20 protein-coding genes and 4 tRNA genes are annotated in these 22,114 nt (G+C 71.4%); 5 read left to right on the forward strand and 19 right to left on the reverse strand.

From position 1 onward, the window contains the following. Window positions 1-15 precede the first annotated feature (15 nt). Window positions 16-645: a 30S ribosomal protein S4 gene (gene rpsD, locus CMN_RS08795; RefSeq protein WP_012298156.1), complete on the reverse strand. Its 630-nt coding sequence runs from the start codon at window positions 643-645 to the stop codon at window positions 16-18. Between the two features lie 249 nt (window positions 646-894). Then, on the reverse strand, window positions 895-2,304 hold the full coding sequence (locus CMN_RS08800; protein ID WP_015490469.1) for a replication-associated recombination protein A: 1,410 nt from the start codon (window positions 2,302-2,304) through the stop codon (window positions 895-897). A 73-nt stretch (window positions 2,305-2,377) separates the two neighbouring features. On the opposite strand from CMN_RS08800, the gene CMN_RS08805 reads away from it, so the two are divergent. From CMN_RS08805 to CMN_RS08815, 3 genes are all read left to right on the forward strand, one after another. Further along, window positions 2,378-2,653, forward strand: coding sequence for a hypothetical protein (locus CMN_RS08805; RefSeq protein ID WP_015490470.1), 276 nt, complete (start codon window positions 2,378-2,380; stop codon window positions 2,651-2,653). 242 nt (window positions 2,654-2,895) lie between these two features. After that, complete coding sequence (locus CMN_RS08810; RefSeq protein WP_015490471.1) at window positions 2,896-4,128, forward strand: DUF349 domain-containing protein; 1,233 nt, start codon at window positions 2,896-2,898, stop codon at window positions 4,126-4,128. 93 nt (window positions 4,129-4,221) lie between these two features. Continuing rightward, complete coding sequence (locus CMN_RS08815; RefSeq protein WP_015490472.1) at window positions 4,222-4,830, forward strand: type IV toxin-antitoxin system AbiEi family antitoxin; 609 nt, start codon at window positions 4,222-4,224, stop codon at window positions 4,828-4,830. On the opposite strand, the gene CMN_RS08820 is transcribed toward CMN_RS08815, so the two are convergent. From CMN_RS08820 to CMN_RS08895, 16 genes are all read right to left on the reverse strand, one after another. Then, entirely contained in the window at window positions 4,817-7,066 is a 2,250-nt protein-coding gene (locus CMN_RS08820; protein ID WP_015490473.1) for a RelA/SpoT family protein, read from the reverse strand. The two genes, CMN_RS08815 and CMN_RS08820, sit on opposite strands and share 14 nt — an antisense overlap. Window positions 7,067-7,169: 103 nt before the next feature. Beyond that, window positions 7,170-7,529 (reverse strand): rhodanese-like domain-containing protein, encoded by a 360-nt coding sequence (locus CMN_RS08825; RefSeq protein WP_015490474.1) that lies wholly within the window; start codon window positions 7,527-7,529, stop codon window positions 7,170-7,172. Beyond that, window positions 7,526-8,536 carry a protein translocase subunit SecF gene (gene secF, locus CMN_RS08830; protein ID WP_015490475.1) on the reverse strand — a complete coding sequence of 337 codons (1,011 nt, stop codon included), beginning with the start codon at window positions 8,534-8,536 and terminating at the stop codon, window positions 7,526-7,528. The genes CMN_RS08825 and secF overlap by 4 nt, the downstream gene beginning before the upstream one ends. Beyond that, window positions 8,536-10,344, reverse strand: coding sequence for a protein translocase subunit SecD (secD, locus tag CMN_RS08835; RefSeq protein ID WP_015490476.1), 1,809 nt, complete (start codon window positions 10,342-10,344; stop codon window positions 8,536-8,538). The genes secF and secD overlap by 1 nt, the downstream gene beginning before the upstream one ends. Before the next feature lie 130 nt (window positions 10,345-10,474). Next, window positions 10,475-10,858, reverse strand: a complete 384-nt coding sequence (gene yajC, locus CMN_RS08840) for a preprotein translocase subunit YajC (RefSeq protein WP_227077667.1) — start codon at window positions 10,856-10,858, stop codon at window positions 10,475-10,477. A gap of 76 nt (window positions 10,859-10,934) precedes the next feature. Continuing rightward, window positions 10,935-12,014 (reverse strand): Holliday junction branch migration DNA helicase RuvB, encoded by a 1,080-nt coding sequence (gene ruvB, locus CMN_RS08845; RefSeq protein WP_015490478.1) that lies wholly within the window; start codon window positions 12,012-12,014, stop codon window positions 10,935-10,937. Then, complete coding sequence (gene ruvA, locus CMN_RS08850; RefSeq protein WP_015490479.1) at window positions 12,011-12,655, reverse strand: Holliday junction branch migration protein RuvA; 645 nt, start codon at window positions 12,653-12,655, stop codon at window positions 12,011-12,013. The genes ruvB and ruvA overlap by 4 nt, the downstream gene beginning before the upstream one ends. 16 nt (window positions 12,656-12,671) lie before the next feature. After that, entirely contained in the window at window positions 12,672-13,280 is a 609-nt protein-coding gene (gene ruvC / locus CMN_RS08855) for a crossover junction endodeoxyribonuclease RuvC (RefSeq protein WP_015490480.1), read from the reverse strand. Window positions 13,281-13,331: 51 nt separating this feature from the next. Further along, complete coding sequence (locus tag CMN_RS08860; protein WP_015490481.1) at window positions 13,332-14,096, reverse strand: YebC/PmpR family DNA-binding transcriptional regulator; 765 nt, start codon at window positions 14,094-14,096, stop codon at window positions 13,332-13,334. A gap of 78 nt (window positions 14,097-14,174) precedes the next feature. Then, complete coding sequence (gene pdxT / locus CMN_RS08865; RefSeq protein WP_015490482.1) at window positions 14,175-14,804, reverse strand: pyridoxal 5'-phosphate synthase glutaminase subunit PdxT; 630 nt, start codon at window positions 14,802-14,804, stop codon at window positions 14,175-14,177. Next, the gene (gene pdxS / locus CMN_RS08870; RefSeq protein WP_015490483.1) at window positions 14,794-15,696 is read right to left on the reverse strand and encodes a pyridoxal 5'-phosphate synthase lyase subunit PdxS; all 903 of its coding nucleotides are present in this window, start codon (window positions 15,694-15,696) and stop codon (window positions 14,794-14,796) included. Before pdxS ends, pdxT begins: the two co-directional genes overlap by 11 nt. Window positions 15,697-15,704: 8 nt before the next feature. Beyond that, window positions 15,705-16,295 carry an HIT family protein gene (locus tag CMN_RS08875; RefSeq protein ID WP_015490484.1) on the reverse strand — a complete coding sequence of 197 codons (591 nt, stop codon included), beginning with the start codon at window positions 16,293-16,295 and terminating at the stop codon, window positions 15,705-15,707. Window positions 16,296-16,297: 2 nt separating this feature from the next. Next, window positions 16,298-18,352, reverse strand: a complete 2,055-nt coding sequence (gene thrS, locus CMN_RS08880; RefSeq protein ID WP_015490485.1) for a threonine--tRNA ligase — start codon at window positions 18,350-18,352, stop codon at window positions 16,298-16,300. 160 nt (window positions 18,353-18,512) lie between these two features. Beyond that, window positions 18,513-18,587: transfer RNA gene (locus CMN_RS08885), tRNA-Val, on the reverse strand. A gap of 13 nt (window positions 18,588-18,600) precedes the next feature. Then, a tRNA-Cys gene (locus CMN_RS08890) sits at window positions 18,601-18,671 on the reverse strand. A 50-nt stretch (window positions 18,672-18,721) separates the two neighbouring features. After that, window positions 18,722-18,793: transfer RNA gene (locus CMN_RS08895), tRNA-Gly, on the reverse strand. A 282-nt stretch (window positions 18,794-19,075) separates the two neighbouring features. On the opposite strand from CMN_RS08895, the gene CMN_RS08900 reads away from it, so the two are divergent. After that, window positions 19,076-19,148 (forward strand) — tRNA-Val (locus tag CMN_RS08900). 40 nt (window positions 19,149-19,188) lie between these two features. Here CMN_RS08900 and CMN_RS08905 read toward each other — a convergent pair. Continuing rightward, window positions 19,189-20,148 carry a sugar-binding transcriptional regulator gene (locus tag CMN_RS08905; protein WP_015490486.1) on the reverse strand — a complete coding sequence of 320 codons (960 nt, stop codon included), beginning with the start codon at window positions 20,146-20,148 and terminating at the stop codon, window positions 19,189-19,191. Window positions 20,149-20,259: 111 nt separating this feature from the next. Between CMN_RS08905 and CMN_RS08910 the strand changes: the two genes are divergently transcribed. After that, entirely contained in the window at window positions 20,260-22,020 is a 1,761-nt protein-coding gene (locus CMN_RS08910) for a glycerol-3-phosphate dehydrogenase/oxidase (RefSeq protein ID WP_015490487.1), read from the forward strand. The last annotated feature ends 94 nt before the right edge of the window (window positions 22,021-22,114 follow it).

Raw genomic sequence — 22,114 nt, forward strand, 5'->3', positions numbered from 1 at the left:
GATGGTGCGATGGGGCTAGCGGGCCGCGTAGTACTCGACGACCAGCTGGACCTCGCAGGTCACGGGGACCTCGGCGCGCTTCGGCAGTCGCACGAGGCGGGCCTGCAGCTTGTCGAGCTCGACCTCGAGGTACGGGGGGAGCTTCGGCAGCACGTCGGCGTGACCGCCGGCGGCGGCGACCTGGAAGGGCTCGGTGCCCTCGGAGCGCGGCTTGACGTGGATCATCTGGCCGGCCTTCACGCGGAAGGAGGGGCGGTCGACGATCTTGCCGTCGACCATGATGTGGCGGTGCACGACGAGCTGGCGGGCCTGCGCCGTGGTGCGCGCGAGGCCGGAGCGGACGACGAGCGCGTCGAGGCGCTGCTCGAGGATCTCGACGAGGTTCTCACCGGTCAGGCCCTGGGTGCGACGCGCCTCCTGGAAGGCGATCTTGAGCTGGGCCTCGCGGATGCCGTACTGGGCGCGCAGACGCTGCTTCTCGCGCAGGCGGACGGCGTAGTCGCTGTCCTGCTTGCGCTTGGACCGGCCGTGCTCGCCCGGCGCGTAGGGGCGCTTCTCGAGGTACTTGGCCGCCTTCGGCGTGAGCGGGATGCCCAGCGCGCGGGAGAGGCGGGTCTTGCTGCGGGTGCGTGACTTGGTGGACACGTTTTCCTTCCAGGGAGAAAGTCTCAGACTACGGGTGGTGCAGGGCGTCCGCGCACACGCATGGGCGCGCGACGACACGAGACCGCTGATGCGGTGTCCTGCGGAAGTAGAGGGATTCGCCACGGGTCGTCCGGCTACAGGACGTGTCCCTTGATCATGATGTCGACGCAGCCGCACGCGACACCCGATTGAGGCGTCAGCAAGCGTAGCACGCGACCGCCGTGATCTCCGGGATGCGCCGCGCCGGCATCAGCCTCCGCGGACGATGCGCCGCAGCTTCTCCAGCCGCGCCGACAGGTCGCGCTCGTGCCCGTGCTGCGTGGGCGAGTAGTAGGTGCGGCCGACGAGCTCGTCCGGCAGGTACTGCTGGGTGACGACGCCGATGTCCGCGTCGTGCGGGTAGCGGTAGCCCTTGCCGTGGCCGAGCAGCTTCGCGCCCGGGTAGTGCGCGTCGCGGAGGTGCAGGGGGACGCGGCCGAACGCGCCGGCGCGGACGTCCGCGATCGCCTGGTCGATGCCGAGGTAGGAGGCGTTCGACTTGGGCGCGGTCGCGAGGTGCACGACCGCCTGCGCCAGCGGGATCCGCCCCTCCGGCATGCCGATGAGCTGCACCGCGTCCGCCGCCGCGACCGCGACGACGAGCGCCTGCGGGTCGGCGAGCCCGATGTCCTCGGACGCGGAGACGATGATCCGCCGGGCGATGAAGCGCGGGTCCTCCCCCGCCTCGATCATGCGGGCCAGGTAGTGGAGCGCGGCGTCGACGTCGGATCCGCGGATCGACTTGATGAACGCGCTGATGACGTCGTAGTGCTCGTCGCCGTTGCGGTCGTAGCGGAGCAGCGCCCGGTCGACCGCGAGCGCGACCTGCTCGGTGGAGATGGGGATGGGCGCGGGATCCTCGGCGGGGGCCGCGTCGCCGTCCTCGTCCTCGTCGCCGTCCTCGTCGTCGTCCGCCGCCGCGCGCGCCTTGCCCGTCGCGTCCGCCTGCGCCGACACGGCCGCCGCCTCGAGCGCCGTCAGCGCGCGGCGCGCGTCCCCGGACGCCAGGCGGATGATCATGGCCCGGGCGTCGTCGTCGAGCGCGAACCGCCCGCCGAGGCCGCGGTCGTCGGCGACGGCGCGGTCCACGAGCACGCCGAGGTCGTCGTCGTCGAGCTGCTCCAGCGTCAAGAGGAGGCTGCGGGAGAGCAGCGGCGAGATGACGGAGAAGGACGGGTTCTCCGTGGTGGCCGCGATGAGGATCACCCACCCGTTCTCCACGCCGGGCAGCAGCGCGTCCTGCTGCGCCTTGGTGAAGCGGTGGATCTCGTCGAGGAAGAGCACGGTCGAGACGCCGAAGAGGTCGCGGTCGCTCAGCGCCTTCTCCATCACCTGACGCACGTCGCGGACGCCCGCGGTGACGGCCGAGAGCTCGACGAAGCGGCGGCTGGATCCATGCGCGATGGCCTGCGCGAGCGTCGTCTTGCCCGTCCCGGGCGGGCCCCACAGGATGATCGAGACCGAGCCCTGCTCCCCCGCCACGTCCGAGGCGAGGCTCACGAGGGGCGAGCCGGGCGTCAGGAGATGGCGCTGGCCGGTGACCTCGTCGAGGCTGCGGGGTCGCATCCGGACGGCCAGGGGCGTCGCCCCCGAACGGAGGCCCGGTCGCGTGTCGGTCATGGTCTCGATGGTAGGCGCGACCGGCTATGGTTCCCGTACCGCCGCCTCGGGCGGGACCGACCGTGAGGACGCCGTGGCCCCGAAGAACGACCGCGCAGCCCGCGAGGCGCAGGCCCGGCTCCGCCGTTACGCCGCCCGTCAGGAGCTCCACTCCCGGTCCGTGCGACGCCGTCGCCGCGACGACCTGGCCGCGGTCGTCGCCGTGGTCCTCGTCGCCGCCCTCGCGGTGGGGGCCCAGCTCGCGTACGAGTCCGGACCCGGCGCCCCGGAACCGGCGCCGGCCCCGTCGTCCTCGCCGTCGACCCCTGCCCCCGCCCCGGAGACGCCGGACGCCACGCCGACCCCCTGACCCGCCTCCGCAACCCGGTCCCCGCGGTGCGCGCGACCGGAGGGTCGGCCCCCCGGTCCTCACGGGCCCCTGCGAGGCGCGTCGGATCCGCGGAGACCGGAGCATCGGCGGCCCGCCCTGGGGCATGATCGACAGGTCAGCCAGCGCCCGGCGCGAGACGATCGCGCCCGTGAGGCGTGCTCTAGGCTGGCGTGCACGTCTCCGCACCGGTCCGGCCGGTCCTACGAACAAGGTGAGCATCCGTGGCTGACAACGATCAGACCCCCTGGGGCCGCGTCGACGAGACGGGCACCGTCTTCCTCCGCGAGGGCGACGGCGAACGCGCCGTCGGCCAGTACCCCGACGGCACCCCCGAGGAGGCGCTGGCCTACTTCCAGCGCAAGTTCACCGACCTCGCGGGGCAGGTGACGCTCCTGGAGCAGCGCGCCAAGCGCGGTGCCCCTGCCGCCGACGTCTCCAAGGCCGTCGCGCACCTCATCGAGGCCGTGGACGGCGCGAACGCCGTCGGCGACCTCGCCGCCCTCCGCGCCCGGCTCGACGTCCTCGCCGCCACCATCGGCGAGCTCACCGAGAAGCAGGGCGAGGAGCAGCGTCAGGTGGTGCAGGGCGCCATCGCCGAGCGCACCGCCATCGTCGAGGAGACGGAGCGCCTCGCCACCCAGGACTTCTCGAAGGTCCAGTGGAAGCAGCTGACCGCCGAGGTCGACGCCCTGTTCGGCCGCTGGCAGCAGCACCAGCAGACGGGCCCACGTCTCCCCAAGAACGACGCCAACGAGCTCTGGAAGCGCTTCCGCACGGCGCGCTCCACCATCGACACCGAGCGCAAGGCGTTCTTCGCCGAGCTCGACAACGCCCACAAGGACGCCCGCTCCAAGAAACAGGCCATCGTCGACCAGGCGCGCGCGCTCGAGCCGCAGGGCGTCGGCGGCATCCCCGCGTACCGCCGTCTCCTGGACGAGTGGAAGCTCGCCGGTCGCGCGGGCAAGCGCTACGACGACGCGCTGTGGGCGCAGTTCAAGGCCGCCGGCGACGTGCTGTACGGCGCCAAGGCCGAGGTGGACGCTGCGGACGACGAGGAGCAGCAGGCCAACCTGCAGGCCAAGCTCGCGCTCCTCGACGAGGCCGAGCCGATCCTCCAGATCACCGAGCGCACGGCGGCGCGCGACAAGCTCACCGCCGTCCAGCTGCGCTGGGACGCGATCGGTCGCGTGCCGCGGGACAGCGTGAAGACCGTCGAGGACCGCCTGCGCAAGGTCGAGACCCACGTGCGCACGCTGGACGAGGAGTTCTGGCGCAAGAACAACCCGGAGACGAAGGCGCGCTCCGAGGGGCTCGCCTCGCAGCTCGGCGCGGCCATCGACAAGCTCCAGCGCGAGCTCGACGCGGCCAAGGCCGACGGCGACGTGCGACGCATCAAGGACGCGGAGGAGGCCCTCGCGGCCCGCCACGTCTGGCTGGACGCCCTCGGCTCCTAGCCGACGCCTCCGCACCGCAGGCGACGGCCCGGGATCCTCCACAGGATCCCGGGCCGTCGTCTGTCCGGCGACGCGCGATGGCATGGTGCGCCCATGTCACCCCGCCTCGCGCCCGTCCTGTCCGTCCTCGATCTCCCGCTCGCCGAGCTCTGCTCCGCCCGCCTCGACGGCGAGGTGTACGAGGTCGACGCCTGCTACTCCCCCGTCGACGAGCTCGCCTCGCCCTGGCTCCGCGCCGCGGCCCTCGCCGCCCAGGTCCCCTCGCGCCTCATCGCCGAGCGGTCGACCGCGGCCTGGGTGCACGGCGCCGTCCGCACCCCGCCGCGCACCCACGAGTACTGCGTGGACAGCGTCGCGCGCTGCCACCCGCCGGCGTTGCGCAACGTGCGCATCCGCGAGGTCGTGCTCGACGAGCGCGACACGTTCGTGCTGGCGGGCCTCCGCGTCACGACGCCGCTGCGGACCCTGTGCGACATCACGCGCACGGTCGCGGACTTCACGCCGACCCACGAGGCCGCGTGCCTCGGCCTGCTGGCCCTGCCCGGGGTCACCGGGACCGCCGCGCGCGAGCACCTCGCGGCCTCGGGGGCGCTGCCCGACAAGCGCCGCGCGCTGCTCCGGCTCGACGCCCTGGCCCGCCGCACCGCGTCGTCGGATCGCGCGGACGGCCGGCCGGCGGCGGATCCGGTCAGCCGCCGTTGACGCGGTACACGTCGTACACCGCGTCGATGCGGCGCACGGCGTTGAGCACGCGGTCCAGGTGCGTCACGTCGCCCATCTCGAAGACGAAGCGGCTGATGGCCAGGCGGTTGGCCGACGTCGAGACGGACGCGGAGAGGATGTTGACGTGGTGTTCCGACAGCACGCGCGTCACGTCGCTGAGGAGGCCGGACCGGTCGAGCGCCTCGACCTGGATGTGCACCAGGAACAGGCTCTTCGACGACGGCGCCCACTCGACCTCGATCATGCGGTCGGGCTCCGCGCGCAGCGAGTCCACGTTGTGGCAGTTCGCCTGGTGCACGGAGACGCCCGCGCCCCGGGTCACGAACCCGATGATCTCGTCGCCCGGCACCGGGGTGCAGCACTTGGCGAGCTTCACGAGGATGTCCGGCGCTCCGCGCACGAGCACGCCGGAGTCGCTGTTCCGGGACACGCGCGAGCGCTGCGTGACGGCGAAGACTTCCTCGGCCTCCCCGCCGCTGTCGCCCTGGATGGACGAGAGCACCTTCTCGATCACCGACTGGGTGGAGACGTGGCCCTCGCCGACGGCCGCGTAGAGCGCCGCGACGTCGTCGTACTTCATGCTCTGCGCCACGTCCGAGAACGCGTCCTGGTTCATGAGCTTCTGCAGCGGCAGGTTCTGCTTGCGCATGGCGCGGGCGATGGCGTCCTTGCCCTGCTCGATCGCCTCCTCGCGCCGCTCCTTGGTGAACCACTGCTTGATCTTGTTGCGCGCGCGGGCGCTCTTCACGAACGCGAGCCAGTCCTTGCTCGGACCGCTGTCGGGGTTCTTCGACGTGAATACCTCCACCACGTCGCCCGTGGTGAGGGGGTTCTCGAGCGGCACGAGCCGGCCGTTCACCTTCGCGCCCATCGTGCGGTGGCCCACGTCCGTGTGCACCGCGTACGCGAAGTCCACGGGCGTGCCGCCGGCGGGCAGGCCGATGACCTTCCCGTGGGGCGTGAAGACGTAGACCTCCTTCGCGCCGATCTCGAAGCGCAGCGAGTCGAGGAACTCCCCGGGATCCGCCGTCTCGGACTGCCAGTCGGAGATGTGCGCGAGCCAGGCGAGGTCGGTGTCCGCCTGCGGCGACACCTCGGCGGCGCGCCCGCCGTTCATGCGCTCCTTGTACTTCCAGTGCGCCGCCACGCCGAACTCGGCGCGCTGGTGCATCTCGTGCGTGCGGATCTGGATCTCCACCGGGCGGCCCTTCGGCCCGATCACGGTCGTGTGCAGCGACTGGTAGAGGTTGAACTTCGGCGTGGCGATGTAGTCCTTGAAGCGCCCGGGCACCGGAGTCCAGCGGGCGTGGATCGCGCCGAGCACGGCGTAGCAGTCGCGGAGCGAGTCGACCAGCACGCGGATCCCGACGAGGTCGTAGATCTCGTCGAACTCGCGACCGCGCACGACCATCTTCTGGTAGATTGAGTAGTACTGCTTCGGTCGCCCGGCCACCTTGCCGCGGATCTTGGCGGCGCGCAGGTCGTCGTTGACGCTGTCGATCACCTGCTGCACGAACTCCTCGCGCTGCGGGGTGCGCTGCTTCACGAGGTTCTCGATCTCGATGTATATCTTCGGGTAGAGCACCGCGAACGAGAGGTCCTCGAGCTCCCACTTGATGGTCGAGATGCCGAGGCGGTGCGCGAGCGGCGCGTAGATCTCGAGGGTCTCCTTGGCCTTCCGCTCGGCGGACGCCGACTCGACGAAACCCCACGTACGCGCGTTGTGCAGGCGGTCGGCGAGCTTGACGACGAGCACGCGGATGTCCTTCGACATCGCGACGACCATCTTGCGCACCGTCTCGGCCTGGGCGCTGTCGCCGTACTTGAGCTTGTCGAGCTTGGTGACGCCGTCGACGAGCATGGCGATCTCGTCGCCGAAGTCGTGGCGCAGCATGTCGAGCGTGTACTCGGTGTCCTCGACCGTGTCGTGGAGGAGGGCTGCGGCGAGGGTCTTCGGACCGATCCCGAGGTCGGCGAGGATCTGCGCCACCGCGACCGGGTGGGTGATGTACGGCTCGCCGCTCTTGCGCTTCTGGCCCTCGTGCGCCCGCTCGGCGACGGCGTATGCCCGCTCGATGAGGCTCATGTCGGCCTTCGGGTGGTGCAGGCGCGCGGTGCGGATGAGCTGCTCGACGGCGCCGGCGGGCTGCGCCCGGGAGAAGAGGCGGGGCACCAGGCGCCGGAGGGAAGCCGTGCTCGAGGTCGTCTCCGTCATCGTTCAGCCTCCCAGGCGTGTGCTGGAGACCAAATTATCACCGGCCCCGAGAGCTCCCGACCACGGGCGGCCGTCGCGACGAGCGGGACGCGACGGACGGGGCTCAGGCGATGCGGCCGGGCTGCCCGTCGTCCGTGACGACGTCGCCGCCCATCTCGGACCAGGCGTGCATGCCGCCCGTGATGTTGGAGGCCGCGAATCCGCCGCGCAGCAGCGCCTGCGTCGCGATGGCGGACCGGTGGCCGGAGCGGCAGACGACGGCGATGTGCTGGTCGGCGGGGATCTCGGCGACGCGGGCCTCGAGCTCGCCCATCGGGAGGTGGTGGGCCACGGCCGAGTGTCCGGCATCCCACTCGTCCTGCTCGCGCACGTCGAGCAGCCACGACTCCCCGGTGGCGGTGCGGGCCTTGGCCGTCGCCGCGTCGAGGTCCTCGGGCACGCCGGCGCCCTGCGAGCTCGTCACGACTCCACCGTCACGGCGGCGCGCTCGGCCTGGGCGCGGCTCGCGGCCGAGGCGGCGAGGGCATCGCCCCGCTTCACCTTGGGCTCGCTCTCGCGGAGGTGCGCATACAGCGGGGCCGCGATGAAGATCGTCGAGTAGGTGCCGACGATGATGCCGATGAACAGCGACAGCGCGATGTCCCGCAGCGTCCCGGCGCCGAGGACGACGGCGCCGATGAAGAGGATCGAGCCGACCGGGAGGATGGCGACGATCGAGGTGTTGATCGAGCGGACCAGGGTCTGGTTCACCGCGAGGTTCACCGACTGCCCGAAGGTGCGCCTCGACTCCTGCCCGTCCTCCGCGGTGTTCTCGCGGATCTTGTCGAACACCACGACGGTGTCGTAGAGGGAGTACCCGAGGATCGTGAGGAACCCGATGACGGCTGCCGGCGTGACCTCGAAGCCCGTGATCCCGTAGATGCCCGCGGTGAGGACGAGGTCGTGCAGGAGGGCGACGATCGCGGCCACGGACATCTTCCACGTGCGGAAGTAGACCGACATGACGACCGCGGCCAGCGCGAGGAAGACCACGAGGCCCCAGAGCGCCTGGCGCGTGATGTCCTGACCCCACGACGGCCCGATGAAGGACTCGGTGACGCTGGACGTCTCGACGCCGTACGCCGTCGCGAGCGCCTGGCGGACCGCGTTGCTGTCCGCGGGCTGGAGCTGGTCGGTCTGGACGCGGACGGCGTCCGACCCGACGGACGAGACGCGCGCCGGAACGGGCGTCACGGTCGCGACCGCCTCGCTCGCGATGTCCTGCGACTGCGACTGCACGCCGCTCACCGTGTACTCGGATCCGCCCGTGAACTCGATCCCGAACGTGAAGCCGCCGCGCAGCAGCGGACCGAGGATGGAGACGAGGATGCAGATCGCCGCGATCGAGTACCAGAGGCGGCGGCGGCCGACGATGTCGAACGAGCGCTTGCCCGTGTAGAGGTCGTTGCCGAACTCGGAGAAGCCAGCCATCAGTCGTCCCTGCTCGTGTCGTCGGCCCGCGGTGCGTCGATCGTCGCGGTCTTCGTGGATCCGGGCGCCTGGCCCTGGGCGGCCTTGCGCTCGGCGATGGTCTGCCGGCGCGCCGCCTCCTTGGCCGCGGCGGCGTTGCGCCCCGCGGTGGCGGTGGGGGTGCGGAAGGTCGCGCGGCCGCGGTACACGGCACCGAGCGCGCGCGGGTCGAGCCCGCTCATGCGGTGGCCCTCGGCGAAGAAGGGCCGGTTCGCGAGCAGCTGGAGGATCGGGTGCGTGAACAGCGACACGACGATGAGGTCGATGATCGTCGTGAGCCCGAGCGTGAGCGCGAAGCCCTTGACATTGCCCACCGCGAGGATGAAGAGCACCGCGGCCGCCAGGAAGTTGACCGTGTCGGACGCGATGATCGTGCGGAGTGCGCGCTTCCAGCCCTGCTCGACCGAGGAGACGAGACCGCGGCCGTCGCGCAGCTCGTCCTTGATGCGTTCGAAGTACACGATGAACGAGTCGGCCGTGATGCCGATGGCCACGATGAGCCCCGCCACCCCGGCGAGCGACAGCCGGTACCCCTCCCGCCAGCTGAGCAGCGTGATGAGGAGGTAGGTGATGACGGCGGCGATCACGAGCGACGCGATGGTCACCGTGCCGAGCACCCGGTACTGCACGAGCGAGTAGAGCACCACGAGCACGAGGCCGATGAGCCCGGCGATCAGGCCGCTGGTGAGCTGCGAGGACCCGAGGGTCGCCGAGATGACGTCCGAGCTCTGCAGCGTGAAGCTGAGCGGCAGCGCGCCGAACTTGAGCTGATCGGCCAGCGCCTTCGCGCTCTCCTGCGTGAAGTTGCCGGTGATGGAGGGCTTGCCGTTCGTGACGACGCCCTGCGTGACGGGCGCGGAGATGACCTCGTTGTCGAGGACGAACGCGAACTGGTTGCGCGGCGACTCGAGCGTGATGAGGCGGGTCGACATGTCGCCGAACTGCTTCGTGCCGTCGCCGTCGAAGACGAGGTTGACGGACCAGGTGCCGGTGCTGACGCCCTGGCTCGACTGCTGGAGGCCGCTCGTGGCGTCGGAGATGGTGCTGCCGTCGACCTCGACCGGGCCGAGCACGTACTTCGCGGAGCCGTCGTCGGAGCAGGCGATGATCGCGCGGTCGGCGGGGGCCGCCTGGCCGTCGCTCTCGGGGGCGGTCGCGCAGTCGTAGGCGGCGAACTCGGCCTGGAGCCGCGGGGTGACCCAGGACACGTCGCTCGGGCCCGTGGGCTCCGCGGTCGGCTCGTCGGAGAGGGTGGAGGGATCCGGGGTGGCCTCGGCCGCGGGCGTCTCCGCCGCGGGGGTGGAACCGTCGGCGGGCGCCGATCCGTCGGTGGGCGTGGGCGTGGGCGTCGCGGCGGACGACGCCGTGCCGGCCGCGGCGATGAGGACGGGGCGCAGCTCGAGCTTCGCCGACGACTGCAGGCGCTGCATGGTGGCCGCATCGGGCTCGCCGGGCAGGCTCACGACGATGTTGCTGCCGCCCTGCGTGGTGATCTCCGCCTCGGAGACGCCGCTCGCGTCGACGCGCTGGCGGATGATCGACACCGCCTGGGCGAGCTGCTCGCTCGTGGGCCCGGAGGACGCGCCGTCGAGCTGCGGCGCGAGGATGATCTGCGTGCCGCCCTCGAGGTCGAGCGCGAGCTTCGGGCTCCAGGACCCGTTGCTGAACGCCACGCTGGCGGCGTTGCCGCCGGCGAGGAGGCCGATGATGACCAGCAGCCAGATGAGCTTGCGCCTGGCCTTGCGTACCGGTGTGGGCGACTTGGCCACCTGGACACTCGACTTTCTTCGCGGTGGGCCGGCGGGATCCGCGCGGCGCACCGGATGGAGGGGGGTGAACGGGTCCGGGCGGCGAGCCGCCCGGGAGGGGCGGGCGACCGGTGGTCGTCCGCCCGGAGGATCAGGAGCGCGCGGTGGGGGCGTCGCCGTCGTCGAGGCGGCGCGACGCGTCGCTCGTGCCGGTCTCGTCGACCACGTCCGCGACGGGCGCGTCGTCCACGAGCACGGAGGCGTCCTCGGCGACGGTGGGCTCGACCACGCGGGCGATGGTCTGGCGGTGCAGCTTCAGCACCGTGCCGGGCGAGACCTCGAGGTACGCGAAGTTGTTCTCCTCGTCGAAGGAGACGAGCGTGCCGTAGATGCCGGACGCGGTCATGACCTCGGCACCGGGGACCATCTGCGTCTGCAGCTCGGCGAGATCCCTCTGGCGCTTCCGGCTGTTGCGGAACATGAAGAAGATGAGCAGCGCCAGGACGGCGAACATGATCAAGGTGAACGGGTCCATGCGGGACGGGCCTTTCAGGTGCTGGGAGGTGACGGACACGACGAACCGGCGACGTTCCGCGGGAGGCCAGCTTGAATCATAGTTCATCGCCGAAGAGGGCCCCGGCGGCATCCCACGGACCCGACGCGCGGGCGGGAGCGCCCGGCGATGCGGGCGCCTGGAGGCCGAAGTGCTCCCACGCCGCTGGCGTCGCGACGCGACCGCGCGGCGTGCGCGTCACCAGCCCGATGCGGACGAGGAACGGCTCGACGACCGACTCGATCGTCTCCGCTTCCTCCCCCACGGACACGGCGAGGGTGTTGAGCCCCACCGGTCCGCCGCCGAAGCGCGTGAGGATGCCGCGCATCACGGCGCGGTCGAGGCGGTCGAGGCCGAGCGGGTCCACGTCGTAGAGGTCGAGCGCGGCGCGCACGGACGCGAGGCCCGCCTCCGTGCCGTGCACGAGGGCGTAGTCGCGGACCCGGCGCAACAGGCGGTTCGCGATGCGCGGCGTGCCCCGGCAGCGTCCCGCGATCTCGGCGACCGCCTCGTGCTCGATATCCAGGTGGAGCATGCGGGCGGCCCGCCCGATCACCTGCTCGAGCTCGTGCGTCTCGTAGAACTCGAGGTGCGCGGTGAAGCCGAAGCGGTCGCGGAGCGGGCTCGGCAGCATGCCCGAGCGCGTCGTGGCGCCCACCAGGGTGAACGGCGACAGTTCCAAGGGGATGGAGGTCGCGCCCGCGCCCTTGCCCACCATGATGTCGATGCGGAAGTCCTCCATCGCGAGGTACAGCATCTCCTCGGCGGAGCGCGCCATGCGGTGGATCTCGTCGACGAAGAGGATCTCGCCCGGCACCAGCGCCGACAGCACGGCCGCGAGGTCGCCCGCGTGCTGGATGGCCGGACCGCTCGTGAGACGCAGGGGCCGACGGCTCTCCTCCGCCACGATCATGGCGAGCGTCGTCTTGCCGAGCCCGGGCGGGCCCGCGAGCAGGATGTGGTCGGGCGAGCGGTTCTGCATGGCGGCGGCGGTCAGCAGCAGCTCCAGCTGGCCGCGCACCTTGACCTGGCCGACGAACTCGGAGAGCGACCGCGGGCGGAGCGCGCCCTCGAACGCGAGCTCCGCGTCGGACTCCGGGACGGGACTGGACGCGTCGCCGTGCTCGATGCCGCTCACCGGTCGGCCGCCTGGCCGGCGGCGGACGCGCCCGCGGGCTGCTGCGGCCCGAGCATCCCCAAGGCCACGCGCAGGAGGCGGGGCATGTCGGCCGGGAGGCCCTGCTCGGCCGCGGCGGCCACGGCGTCGTCGACCGCGGTGCGGGCCACGCGCTCGGACCAGCCGAGGCCGACGAGGGCCGTGACGACGTCCGCCGTGACCGTCGACGCGCCGGACGCCGTCGGGCGGGCCCGCGGCTGCGTGACGAACAGCTTCCCCGCGAGCTGCAGGACGATGAGCTTGGCGGTCTTCGGGCCGATGCCGGAGACGCGGCGGAACGCGGCGTCGTCCTCGGCCGCGACGGCCTGGGCCATGGCCTCGGGATCCAGGTGCTCGAGCACCGCGAGGGCCGACTTCGGGCCGACGCCCGTGACGCCGCAGAGCAGCTCGAAGGCGCGCAGCTCGTCGGGCCCGGGGAAGCCGAAAAGGGTGAGCGAGTCCTCGCGGACGACCAGCGAGGTGAGCACGGTGGCCTCGGATCCGTGCCGCAGCTCGAGCGCGTGCCGCGGCGTCACGGAGACGCCGTAGCCCACCCCGTGCACCTCCAGCAGGAGGGTCTGACCGGAGACGGACAGCACGGTGCCGCGGAGGGAGGAGATCACTCCTCAACCCTACGAGCTAGCGCCGACCCCGCTGCGCGCGCTCGGCCGCGAGCCACGCGGCCTGCGCCGCGGTCGGTCCCGCACCCGCCGCCGCGTCCGCGACGGAGGAGCGCGCGGCCGGCGCCGGCGTCCCCGCGATGCCGGCGCGGGACATGCCCGCGCGCCAGCCGGCGCAGATCGCGAGGGCGAGCGCGTCGGACGCGTCGGCGGGCGTCGGCAGCTCGTCGAGGCCGAGGATCCGCGCGACCATCGTCGCCACCTGCTTCTTGTCGGCCTGGCCGTACCCGGTCACGGCGGCCTTGACCTCGCTCGGCGTGTGCAGGGCGACGTCGAGGCCCCGGCGCGCCGCGCCCACGAGGGCGACGCCCGTGATCTGCGCCACGCCCATCACGGTCGAGAGGTTGTCCTGCGCGAATACGCGCTCGATGGCGACGACGCACGGCCGGTGCCGGTCCACGAGCTCCTCGATGCCGTCGCCGACCGCGAGCAGCCGGTGGTGCAGCTCCGCCGTCGGGCTGGTGCGGACGACCTGCACGTCGACGAGCCGGGCCGACCGGTCCGGGTAGACGTCCACGACCCCGACGCCGCAGCGCGTCAGGCCGGGGTCGATCCCGAGGATCCGCACGGACGGGCCGCTGCCCGACGCGCCGCTCCCCCGCACCCCGGCGATGAGGGCCTACTCCTCGTCGTCGTCCAGCGCGGCCTGCACGTCGGCGGGCACATCGCTGTTGACGTAGATGTTCTGGACGTCGTCCAGGTCCTCCATCGCGTCGACGAGCTTGTTCACCTTGCGCGCGGTCTCGAGGTCGACCTCGACCTTGACCTGCGGCACGAACTCGACGTCGGCGGAGTCGTAGTCGATCCCCGCCTCCTGCAGCGCCTGCCGGACGGCGACCATGTCGGACGGCTCGCAGCGGATCTCGAACACCTCGCCGTGGTCGGTCACGTCCTCTGCGCCCGCGTCGAGGACGGCCGCCAGGACATCGTCCTCGGTCGGCGCCTCGGCGTGCGGCACGGCGAGGACGCCCTTGCGATGGAAGTTGTAGGCGACGCTGCCCGGGTCGGCCATGGTGCCGCCGTTGCGGCTCATGGCCGTGCGGACCTCGGCGGCCGCGCGGTTCTTGTTGTCGGTGAGGCACTCGACGAGCATTGCGACGCCGTTGGCCGCGTAGCCCTCGTACATGATCGTCTGGTAGTCGACGACCTCGCCGAGCAGGCCGGCGCCGCGCTTGACCGCGCGGTCGATGTTGTCGTTCGGGACGCTGGTCTTCTTGGCCTTCTGCACCGCGTCGACGAGGGTCGGGTTGCCGGACATGTCGGCGCCGCCCATCTTGGCCGCGACCTCGATGTTCTTGATCAGCTTCGCGAACGACTTGGCGCGCCGCGAGTCGATGATCGCCTTCTTGTGCTTCGTGGTCGCCCACTTGGAATGTCCGGACACGGGTGGTTCTCCTTACGCGGCGTCTGCTCGCTGTCAATGATGGACCATCGGCGCACCCCGTCGGGGGACGCGGGGGGGTCAGAGGGTGCGGCCCGCGTCCTCGACCATGTCGAGGAAGAGGCGGTGGAACCGGAGGTCGCCCGTGACCTCCGGGTGGAACGACGTGCCGAGGAGCGCGCCCTGCCGCACGGCGACGACGCGGCCGTCGTCGAGCGACGCGAGCGCCGACGCGGCAGGGCCGACCGAGGCGACCACGGGCGCGCGGATGAACACGGCGTGCACGGGAGGGTCCCCCAGCGCCGGCACGTCGAGGTCGACCTCGAACGACGCGGTCTGGGATCCGAACGCGTTCCGCCGCACGGACACGTCGAGCCCGCCGATGCTCCGCTGGTCGTGGATCGCGTCGACGATCTCGTTGGCCAGCATGATGAGGCCCGCGCACGTCCCGTAGACGGGGAGGCCGTCGTCGATCGCCGCGCGCAGCGGCGCCGCGATCCCGAACTGCCGCGACAGCTTGTCCATGACGGTGGACTCGCCGCCGGGGATCACGAGCCCGGAGATCCCGGGGAGGTCCTTCGGCTGGCGCACGAGACGGGTCCGGGCGCCGAACCCCTCGAGCACGCGCACGTGCTCGCGGACGTCCCCCTGCAACGCGAGGACGCCGACGAGCGGACCGCCGCCGGGCGTGCCTGCGCTGCTACCAGCCACGCTCGGCGAGGCGGTGCGGGGCGGGGACGTCGGCGACGTTGATCCCGACCATGGCCTCGCCCAGCCCGCGCGACGCCTCGGCGATGGCGTCGGGGTCGTTGAACAGCGCGGTGGCCGTGACGACCGCCTTCGCGCGCGCGACCGGGTTGCCGGACTTGAAGATGCCGGATCCGACGAACACGCCGTCGGCGCCGAGCTGCATCATCATCGCGGCGTCCGCAGGGGTGGCCACGCCGCCCGCGGTGAAGAGGACGACGGGGAGCTGACCCGTCGTGGCGACCTCGAGCACGAGGTCGTACGGCGCCTGCAGCTCCTTCGCGGCGACGTAGATCTCGTCGTGCGTGAGGGCCCTGAGCGCGCGGATCTCGGACTTGATGGTGCGGATGTGCTTGGTGGCCTCGGAGACGTCGCCCGTGCCGGCCTCGCCCTTGGAGCGGATCATGGCCGCGCCCTCGGTGATGCGGCGGAGCGCCTCGCCGAGCGTGGTGGCACCGCAGACGAAGGGGACGGTGAAGCCCCACTTGTCGATGTGGTTCACGTAGTCGGCCGGGCTCAGCACCTCGGATTCGTCGATGTAGTCGACCTCGAGGGACTGGAGGACCTGCGCCTCGACGAAGTGGCCGATGCGGGCCTTCGCCATGACGGGGATGGAGACCTCGGCCTTGATCTGGTCGATGAGGTCGGGGTCGCTCATGCGGGCGACGCCGCCCTGCGAGCGGATGTCGGCGGGGACGCGCTCGAGCGCCATGACGGCGACCGCTCCCGCGTCCTCCGCGATGCGCGCCTGCTCGGCGGTGACGACGTCCATGATGACGCCGCCCTTGAGCATCTCCGCGAGTCCGCGCTTGACGCGGCTCGAGCCGACCTGTCCGGGGGTGTTGGTGTCAGTCATTGTGGTCCCTATCCTATTCGCCCGCGGGGGGCGGGCCAGGCTGCGGCGATGGATGCGCGCACGTCGCCCAGCAGCTGCGGCAGCGCCTTGGTCTTCGCGATGATCGGCAGGAAGTTGGCGTCCTGCCCCCACCTCGGCACGATGTGCTGGTGCAGGTGCTCGGCGATGCCGGCGCCCGCCACCTGGCCCTGGTTCATGCCGATGTTGTAGCCGTCGTTCCGCGACACCTCGCGCACGACCCGCATGGCGGTCTGCGTGAGGGACCCGATCTCGGCGACCTCCTCGGGGGTCGCCAGGTCGTAGGTCGCGATGTGACGGTACGGGCAGACGAGCAGGTGCCCGCTGTTGTACGGAAAGAGGTTGAGCAGCACGTACGCATGCTCGCCGCGCGCCACGATGAGCGCGTCCTCGTCCGCCATCGACGGCGCGATGCAGAACGGGCACTCGTCCCGGCCGGGCTGCTGCCCCTTCTGGATGTAGACCATGCGGTGCGGGGTCCACAGGCGCTGGAACTCGTCGGGCACGCCCACGAGATGGCCGGGGTCGTCGACGCGGACCTCGCCCGCCTCGCCATCTCCCCCGGACTCGTGGTCCGACATCGTCAGACGGGCCACGCGGTCACCACCTGCTCGCGGCGCGCGATGGCTCCCGTGATCCGCTCCACGGCCTCGGCCACGGGCACGCCGTTGACCTGCGTGCCGTCGCGGAAGCGGAAGCTCACGGATCCCGCGGCCCGGTCGTCCTCGCCGGCGATGAGCTGGTACGGCACGCGCGCCTTCGTGTGCGTGCGGATCTTCTTCGGCATGCGGTCGTCCGACGTGTCGAGCTGGACGCGGACGCCCTCCGCGCGCAGCCGGTCGAGGACGCCGCCGAGGTACTCCTCGTAGTCCTCGGCCACGGGGATCCCGACGACCTGCACGGGCGAGAGCCACACCGGGAACGCGCCCGCGTAGTGCTCGGTGAGCACGCCGAAGAAGCGCTCGATGGAGCCGAACAGCGCGCGGTGGATCATGACCGGCTGCTTGCGCGTGCCGTCGTTCGCCGTGTACTCGAGGCCGAAGCGCTCGGGCAGGTTGAAGTCGAGCTGGATGGTGGACATCTGCCACGTGCGCCCGATGGCGTCGCGCGCCTGCACCGAGATCTTGGGGCCGTAGAACGCGGCGCCCGCGGGATCCGGCACGAGCTCGAGGCCCGTGTCGACCGCGACCTGACGGAGCGTCTCGGTCGCCTCCTCCCACACCTCGTCGGATCCGACGAACTTCTCCGGGTCCTTCGTGGACAGCTCGAGGTAGAAGTCGTCGAGCCCGTAGTCGCGCAGGAGCGACAGCACGAACTCGAGCGTGCCCTTCAGCTCGTCGGCCATGCGCTCGCGGGTGGTGAAGATGTGGGCGTCGTCCTGCGTCATGCCGCGCACGCGGGTGAGGCCGTGGATCACGCCCGACTTCTCGTTGCGGTAGACGGTGCCGAACTCGAACAGGCGCAGCGGCAGCTCGCGGTACGAGCGCTGGCGCGACCGGTAGATGAGCACGTGCATGGGGCAGTTCATGGGCTTCAGGTAGTAGTCCGCGCCCTGGCGGGTGATCTCGCCCTCGTCGTTCCGCGCCTCGTCGAGGTGCATGGCGGGGAACATGCCGTCCTTGTAGAAGTCGAGGTGGCCGCTCGTCTCGAACAGGTTCGACTTCGTGATGTGCGGCGAGTAGACGAACTCGTAGCCAGCCGTCTCGTGCCGGCGGCGCGAGTAGTCCTCCATCTCCCGGCGGATGATGCCGCCCTTGGGGTGGAAGACCGCGAGGCCGGATCCGATCTCGTCCGGGAAGGAGAAGAGGTCGAGCTCGGCGCCGAGGCGGCGGTGGTCGCGCTTGAGGGCCTCCTCGATGCGGCCCTGGTACGCGCGCAGCTCGTCCTTCGTGGGCCACGCCGTGCCGTAGATGCGCTGCAGCTGCGGGTTCTTCTCGGAACCGCGCCAGTAGGCGGCGGCCACGCGCGACAGCGCCCAGCCGTTGCCGACCATGCGCGTGCTCGGCAGGTGCGGGCCCCGGCACAGGTCGCGCCAGAAGACCTCGCCGGTCTTGCCGTCGACGTTCTCGTAGACCGTGAGCTCCGCGCCGCCGACCTCGACGGACTCGCCGTCCTCGCCCAGCTCCTCGCTGGATCCGCCCTTGAGGCCGATGAGCTCGAGCTTGTAGGGCTCGTCGGCCATGAGCTCGCGCGCCTCCTCCTCGGAGACCACGCGGCGCGTGAAGCGCTGCCCCTGCCGGATGATGCGCTCCATGTTCTTGGAGATGGCCTTGAGGTCCTCGGGCGTGAAGGGCTCGGCGACGTCGAAGTCGAAGTAGAAGCCGTCGGTGACGGGCGGGCCGATGCCGAGCTTCGCCTCGGGGTTGATCTGCTGCACGGCCTGCGCCATCACGTGCGCCGCGGAGTGGCGGAGGATCGCGAGGCCGTCGGGCGAGTCGATGCGGACGGGCTCGACGACGTCGCCTGCGGCGACCTCGGCCGCGAGGTCCTTGAGCTCCCCGTCGATGCGCATCGCGACGACGGCGCGGTCGGAGAACAGCGTGAACCCGGTGCCCGCCTCCGTCGCCTCGACCGGCTGCCCGGTCGGCTCCGCGGGCGCGGCCTCAGTGTGGATCTCGGGCTGGGCGGCGTCTACCACTGCGGGCTCCTTGCGGGACGGGGAGGGAACCGATCCAGACTACCGGCGCGCGACGGGACCCCTTCGACGCGAGGAGCTCGGGAGAGCCTCGACGGCAGACGGCCGTGAGCACGGGGCACCCGGGAAATGCAGAAGGCCCCGGTCTCCCGGGGCCTTCGTGTGGTGAGCGATACTGGGATCGAACCAGCGACCTCTTCCGTGTCAGGGAAGCGCGCTACCGCTGCGCCAATCGCTCATGCACTTGCTCGAGGTGGGGACGGGATTTGAACCCGCGTGGACGGCTTTGCAGGCCGCTGCCTCGCCTCTCGGCCACCCCACCACCGGTGGTTCCCACCTTGTGAAAGGCACCCCCTTCGGGGCCCCTGTTCGAGCGGATGACGAGATTCGAACTCGCGACCCTCACCTTGGCAAGGTGATGCGCTACCACTGCGCCACATCCGCATTTCGCTCGCGCGCCGCCGGCTTCCCGGCGACCCTGCGTGCTCGATGACTCTAGCCGATCTCCTGGCGCGGGTGCAAAACGACGCACGCCCGAGCGCTCGCCATGCTCCGCGCGCACGCCGTTCGCCCCGTGTTCACGCGGATCGGGTGGACGCGGGCCCGACCGCGACCCGGGCGTGTCGCGACGGCGCCCGACCCTCGATCGCGCCGCCGACGCCCCCCTGACCGCGACCGACCCCGCGGTATGGCATCATGGATCCGCACCGTCCGCGGTGCGAGCACGGGCGATTGGCGCAGTTGGTAGCGCGCTTCCTTCACACGGAAGAGGTCATCGGTTCGAGTCCGGTATCGCCCACCGAAGCAGTCCCTCCCTCACCCGCCGCGGATCCGTCGCGTCACGCGAGCAGCGCCCGGGCCGTCCCCTCGTCGAGCACGATGTCGGTCACGAGCCCGGCGGCGAGCGCGCCCCGCACGCTGCGGACCTTGGACGCGCCGGCGACCACGCACACGCGCCGCGGCGCCCGGCGGATGGTGGCGAGATCCGGTCCGCTCGCCCGGGCGTTGATCCCGATGTCGGCGGACGAGCCGTCCTCGCGGAAGAAGACGGTGGACACGTCGCCCACCACGCCGTCGGCGTCCAGCGCCCGCTGGTCGGACCGCTCCAGGTAGCCGCCCGAGTAGACGTGGCTGGGCACGAGGGCGACCGGGGATCCGACGCCGAACAGCACCATGTCCATCCGCTCCTGCAGCTCGAGCACGCGCTTCGTGCTCCGCTCGCGCCAGAGCGCCTGCTTGGTCGCCGGGTCGTCGAAGAACGCCGGCACCGGGAACTGCTGGACGGTCGCGCCGTACGCCTGGCCGAACCGGCGGAGGATCTCGCTCGCGTACATGATCCCGGTGGTGCGCACGTTGCCCGCCCCGTTGAGCTGCACCACGAGCGTGTTGTGCGTCGGCTTCGGCACGAGGTAGCGGCTCACGGCGCTCACGGTCGAGCCCCACGCGACGCCGACGACCATGTTCGAGTCGACGTACTGGGTGAGCATCCGTGCAGCGGAGAGGGCCACCCGGTCGACGCGATCGACGTCGCTCGTCTGGTCGGGCACCGGCACCACGTGCGCGACCACGCCGTAGCGCTCGTGCAGCTGCTCCCCCAGCACCGTCGCGAGGTCGAGCGGCGAGCGGATCTGGATGTCCACGAGGCCCGTCTCCCGGGCGAAGGAGAGGAGGCGCGACACCGAGGACCGGCTCGTGCCGAGCTCGCGCGCGATCGCCTCCATCGTGAGGTCCTGCATGTAGTAGAGGTGCGCCGCGCGGAGGGCGTCCTGAGTGCGCTCGTGCGCGATGCCGTCGACCATGACGCGAGCCTTGCACATCCGTGCACGGGCTTCGCATGATCCGTTCGCGAGCGGATGATGGGGGGAGACGCGCGAACGATGCGCGCATGCACTGACAGAGAGAAGCCCCTCGTGACCCAGTCGAAGAAGACCGACCTGCGGGACAACGTCGCCCGCATCCACAACCGCCCGAGCGCGAAGGTGCTCGTCATCGGCGGCGGCATCAACGGCATCGCGACGTTCCGCGACCTCGCGCTCCAGGGCGTCGACGTCGTCCTCGTCGAGCGCGCCGACTACGGCTCGGGCGCCTCGGCGGCGAGCTCGCACATGATCCACGGCGGCATCCGCTACCTCGAGAACGGCGAGTTCCGCCTCGTCCGCGAGTCCGTCGAGGAGCGCAACGGCCTCATCCGCATCGCGCCGCACTACGTGAAGCCGCTGCAGACGACCATGCCGATCTTCTCCACCTTCTCCGGCATCCTCAACGCGCCCCTGCGCATGCTGACCCACAAGCAGCGCTCCACCAAGGAGCGCGGCGCCCTCCTCATCAGCGTCGGCATGACGCTCTACGACTCCTTCTCCCGCGACGGCGGCTCGGTCCCGCGTCACCGCTTCCGCATCGGGAAGGCCGCCCGCGAGGACATGCCCGCGTTCAACAAGGACGTCAAGTTCACCGGCACCTACTACGACGCCTCCGTGCACGAGCCCGAGCGCCTCGCGCTCGACGTGCTCAAGGACGGCCTGGCCGCGGGCGACCACGCGCGCAGCGCCAACTACCTCGAGGCCGTGGGCGTCGCGGACGGCGGCGTGAAGCTGCGCGACGTCGTCTCCGGCACCGAGTTCGTCGTCACGGCGGACGTCGTCGTCAACGCGTCCGGCCCCTGGACCGACCTCACCAACGAGGCCATGGGCGGGGACACGAAGTTCATGGGCGGGACCAAGGGCTCGCACATCGTCGTCGACAACGACGAGCTGCTCGAGGCCACCAAGGGCCGCGAGATCTTCTTCGAGAACAACGACGGCCGCATCGTCCTCATCTACCCGCTCAAGGGCCGCGTCCTCATCGGCACGACGGACATCGACGCCGACCCGAGCGAGCCGGCCGTCTGCACCGAGGAGGAGGTCGACTACTTCTTCGACCTCGTCAAGCACGTCTTCCCGCAGATCGAGCTGAACCGCGACCACATCGTGTACCGCTACTCGGGCATCCGCCCGCTGCCGCGCCACGAGGACACCGCGCCCGGCTTCGTGTCGCGCGACTACCGCATCGTCGAGACCGAGATCGCGGGCCTGTCCGGCAGCAAGGTGCTGAGCCTCGTCGGCGGCAAGTGGACGACGTTCCGCGCGCTGTCGGCGCACCTCTCGACGGAGGCCACCACGCGCCTCGGCGTCGAGCGCTCGGTCGACACGACCGGCATGCCCATCGGCGGCGGCAAGGACTTCCCGTCCTCCAGCACCGCCCGGGCCCGCTGGATCGCGACGCAGGCCGCGCGGTCCGAGGGCATCGGCACCGAGCAGGTCGACCGCCTGCTCAACCGCTACGGCACCCGCGCCACGAGCGTCATCGACGTCCTCTCCGGACAGCCGTCGACGCCGCTCACGACCGACCCGCAGCTGACGCGCGCCGAGATCGCGTACTTCGCCACGCACGAGGACGCGGTGCACCTCGCCGACGTCGTCCTCCGTCGCACGAACCTCGCGTTCGTCGGCGGCGTGACCCACGAGATGCTCGCGGAGATCGCGGACGTGCTGCAGGAGGCGCTCGGCTGGAGCGACGACGAGCGCGACGACGAGATCCAGGACACCGTCGACACGCTGCGCACGTACCACGGCGTCGACGTCGGCGCCACGAAGGTCGCGGCTGACGCGACCGTCACGGAGTTCGCGAACTAGCACCACGCACGGCGGATCCGATCCGCATCCGGGAGGCCGGTCGCCGAGAGGCGGCAGGCCTCCCCGCGTCCCGGCAGCCGGGAGCCGCTGTCAG

The sequence above is a fragment of the Clavibacter nebraskensis NCPPB 2581 genome, from assembly GCF_000355695.1.
In the GTDB taxonomy this organism is placed as follows: domain Bacteria; phylum Actinomycetota; class Actinomycetes; order Actinomycetales; family Microbacteriaceae; genus Clavibacter; species Clavibacter nebraskensis.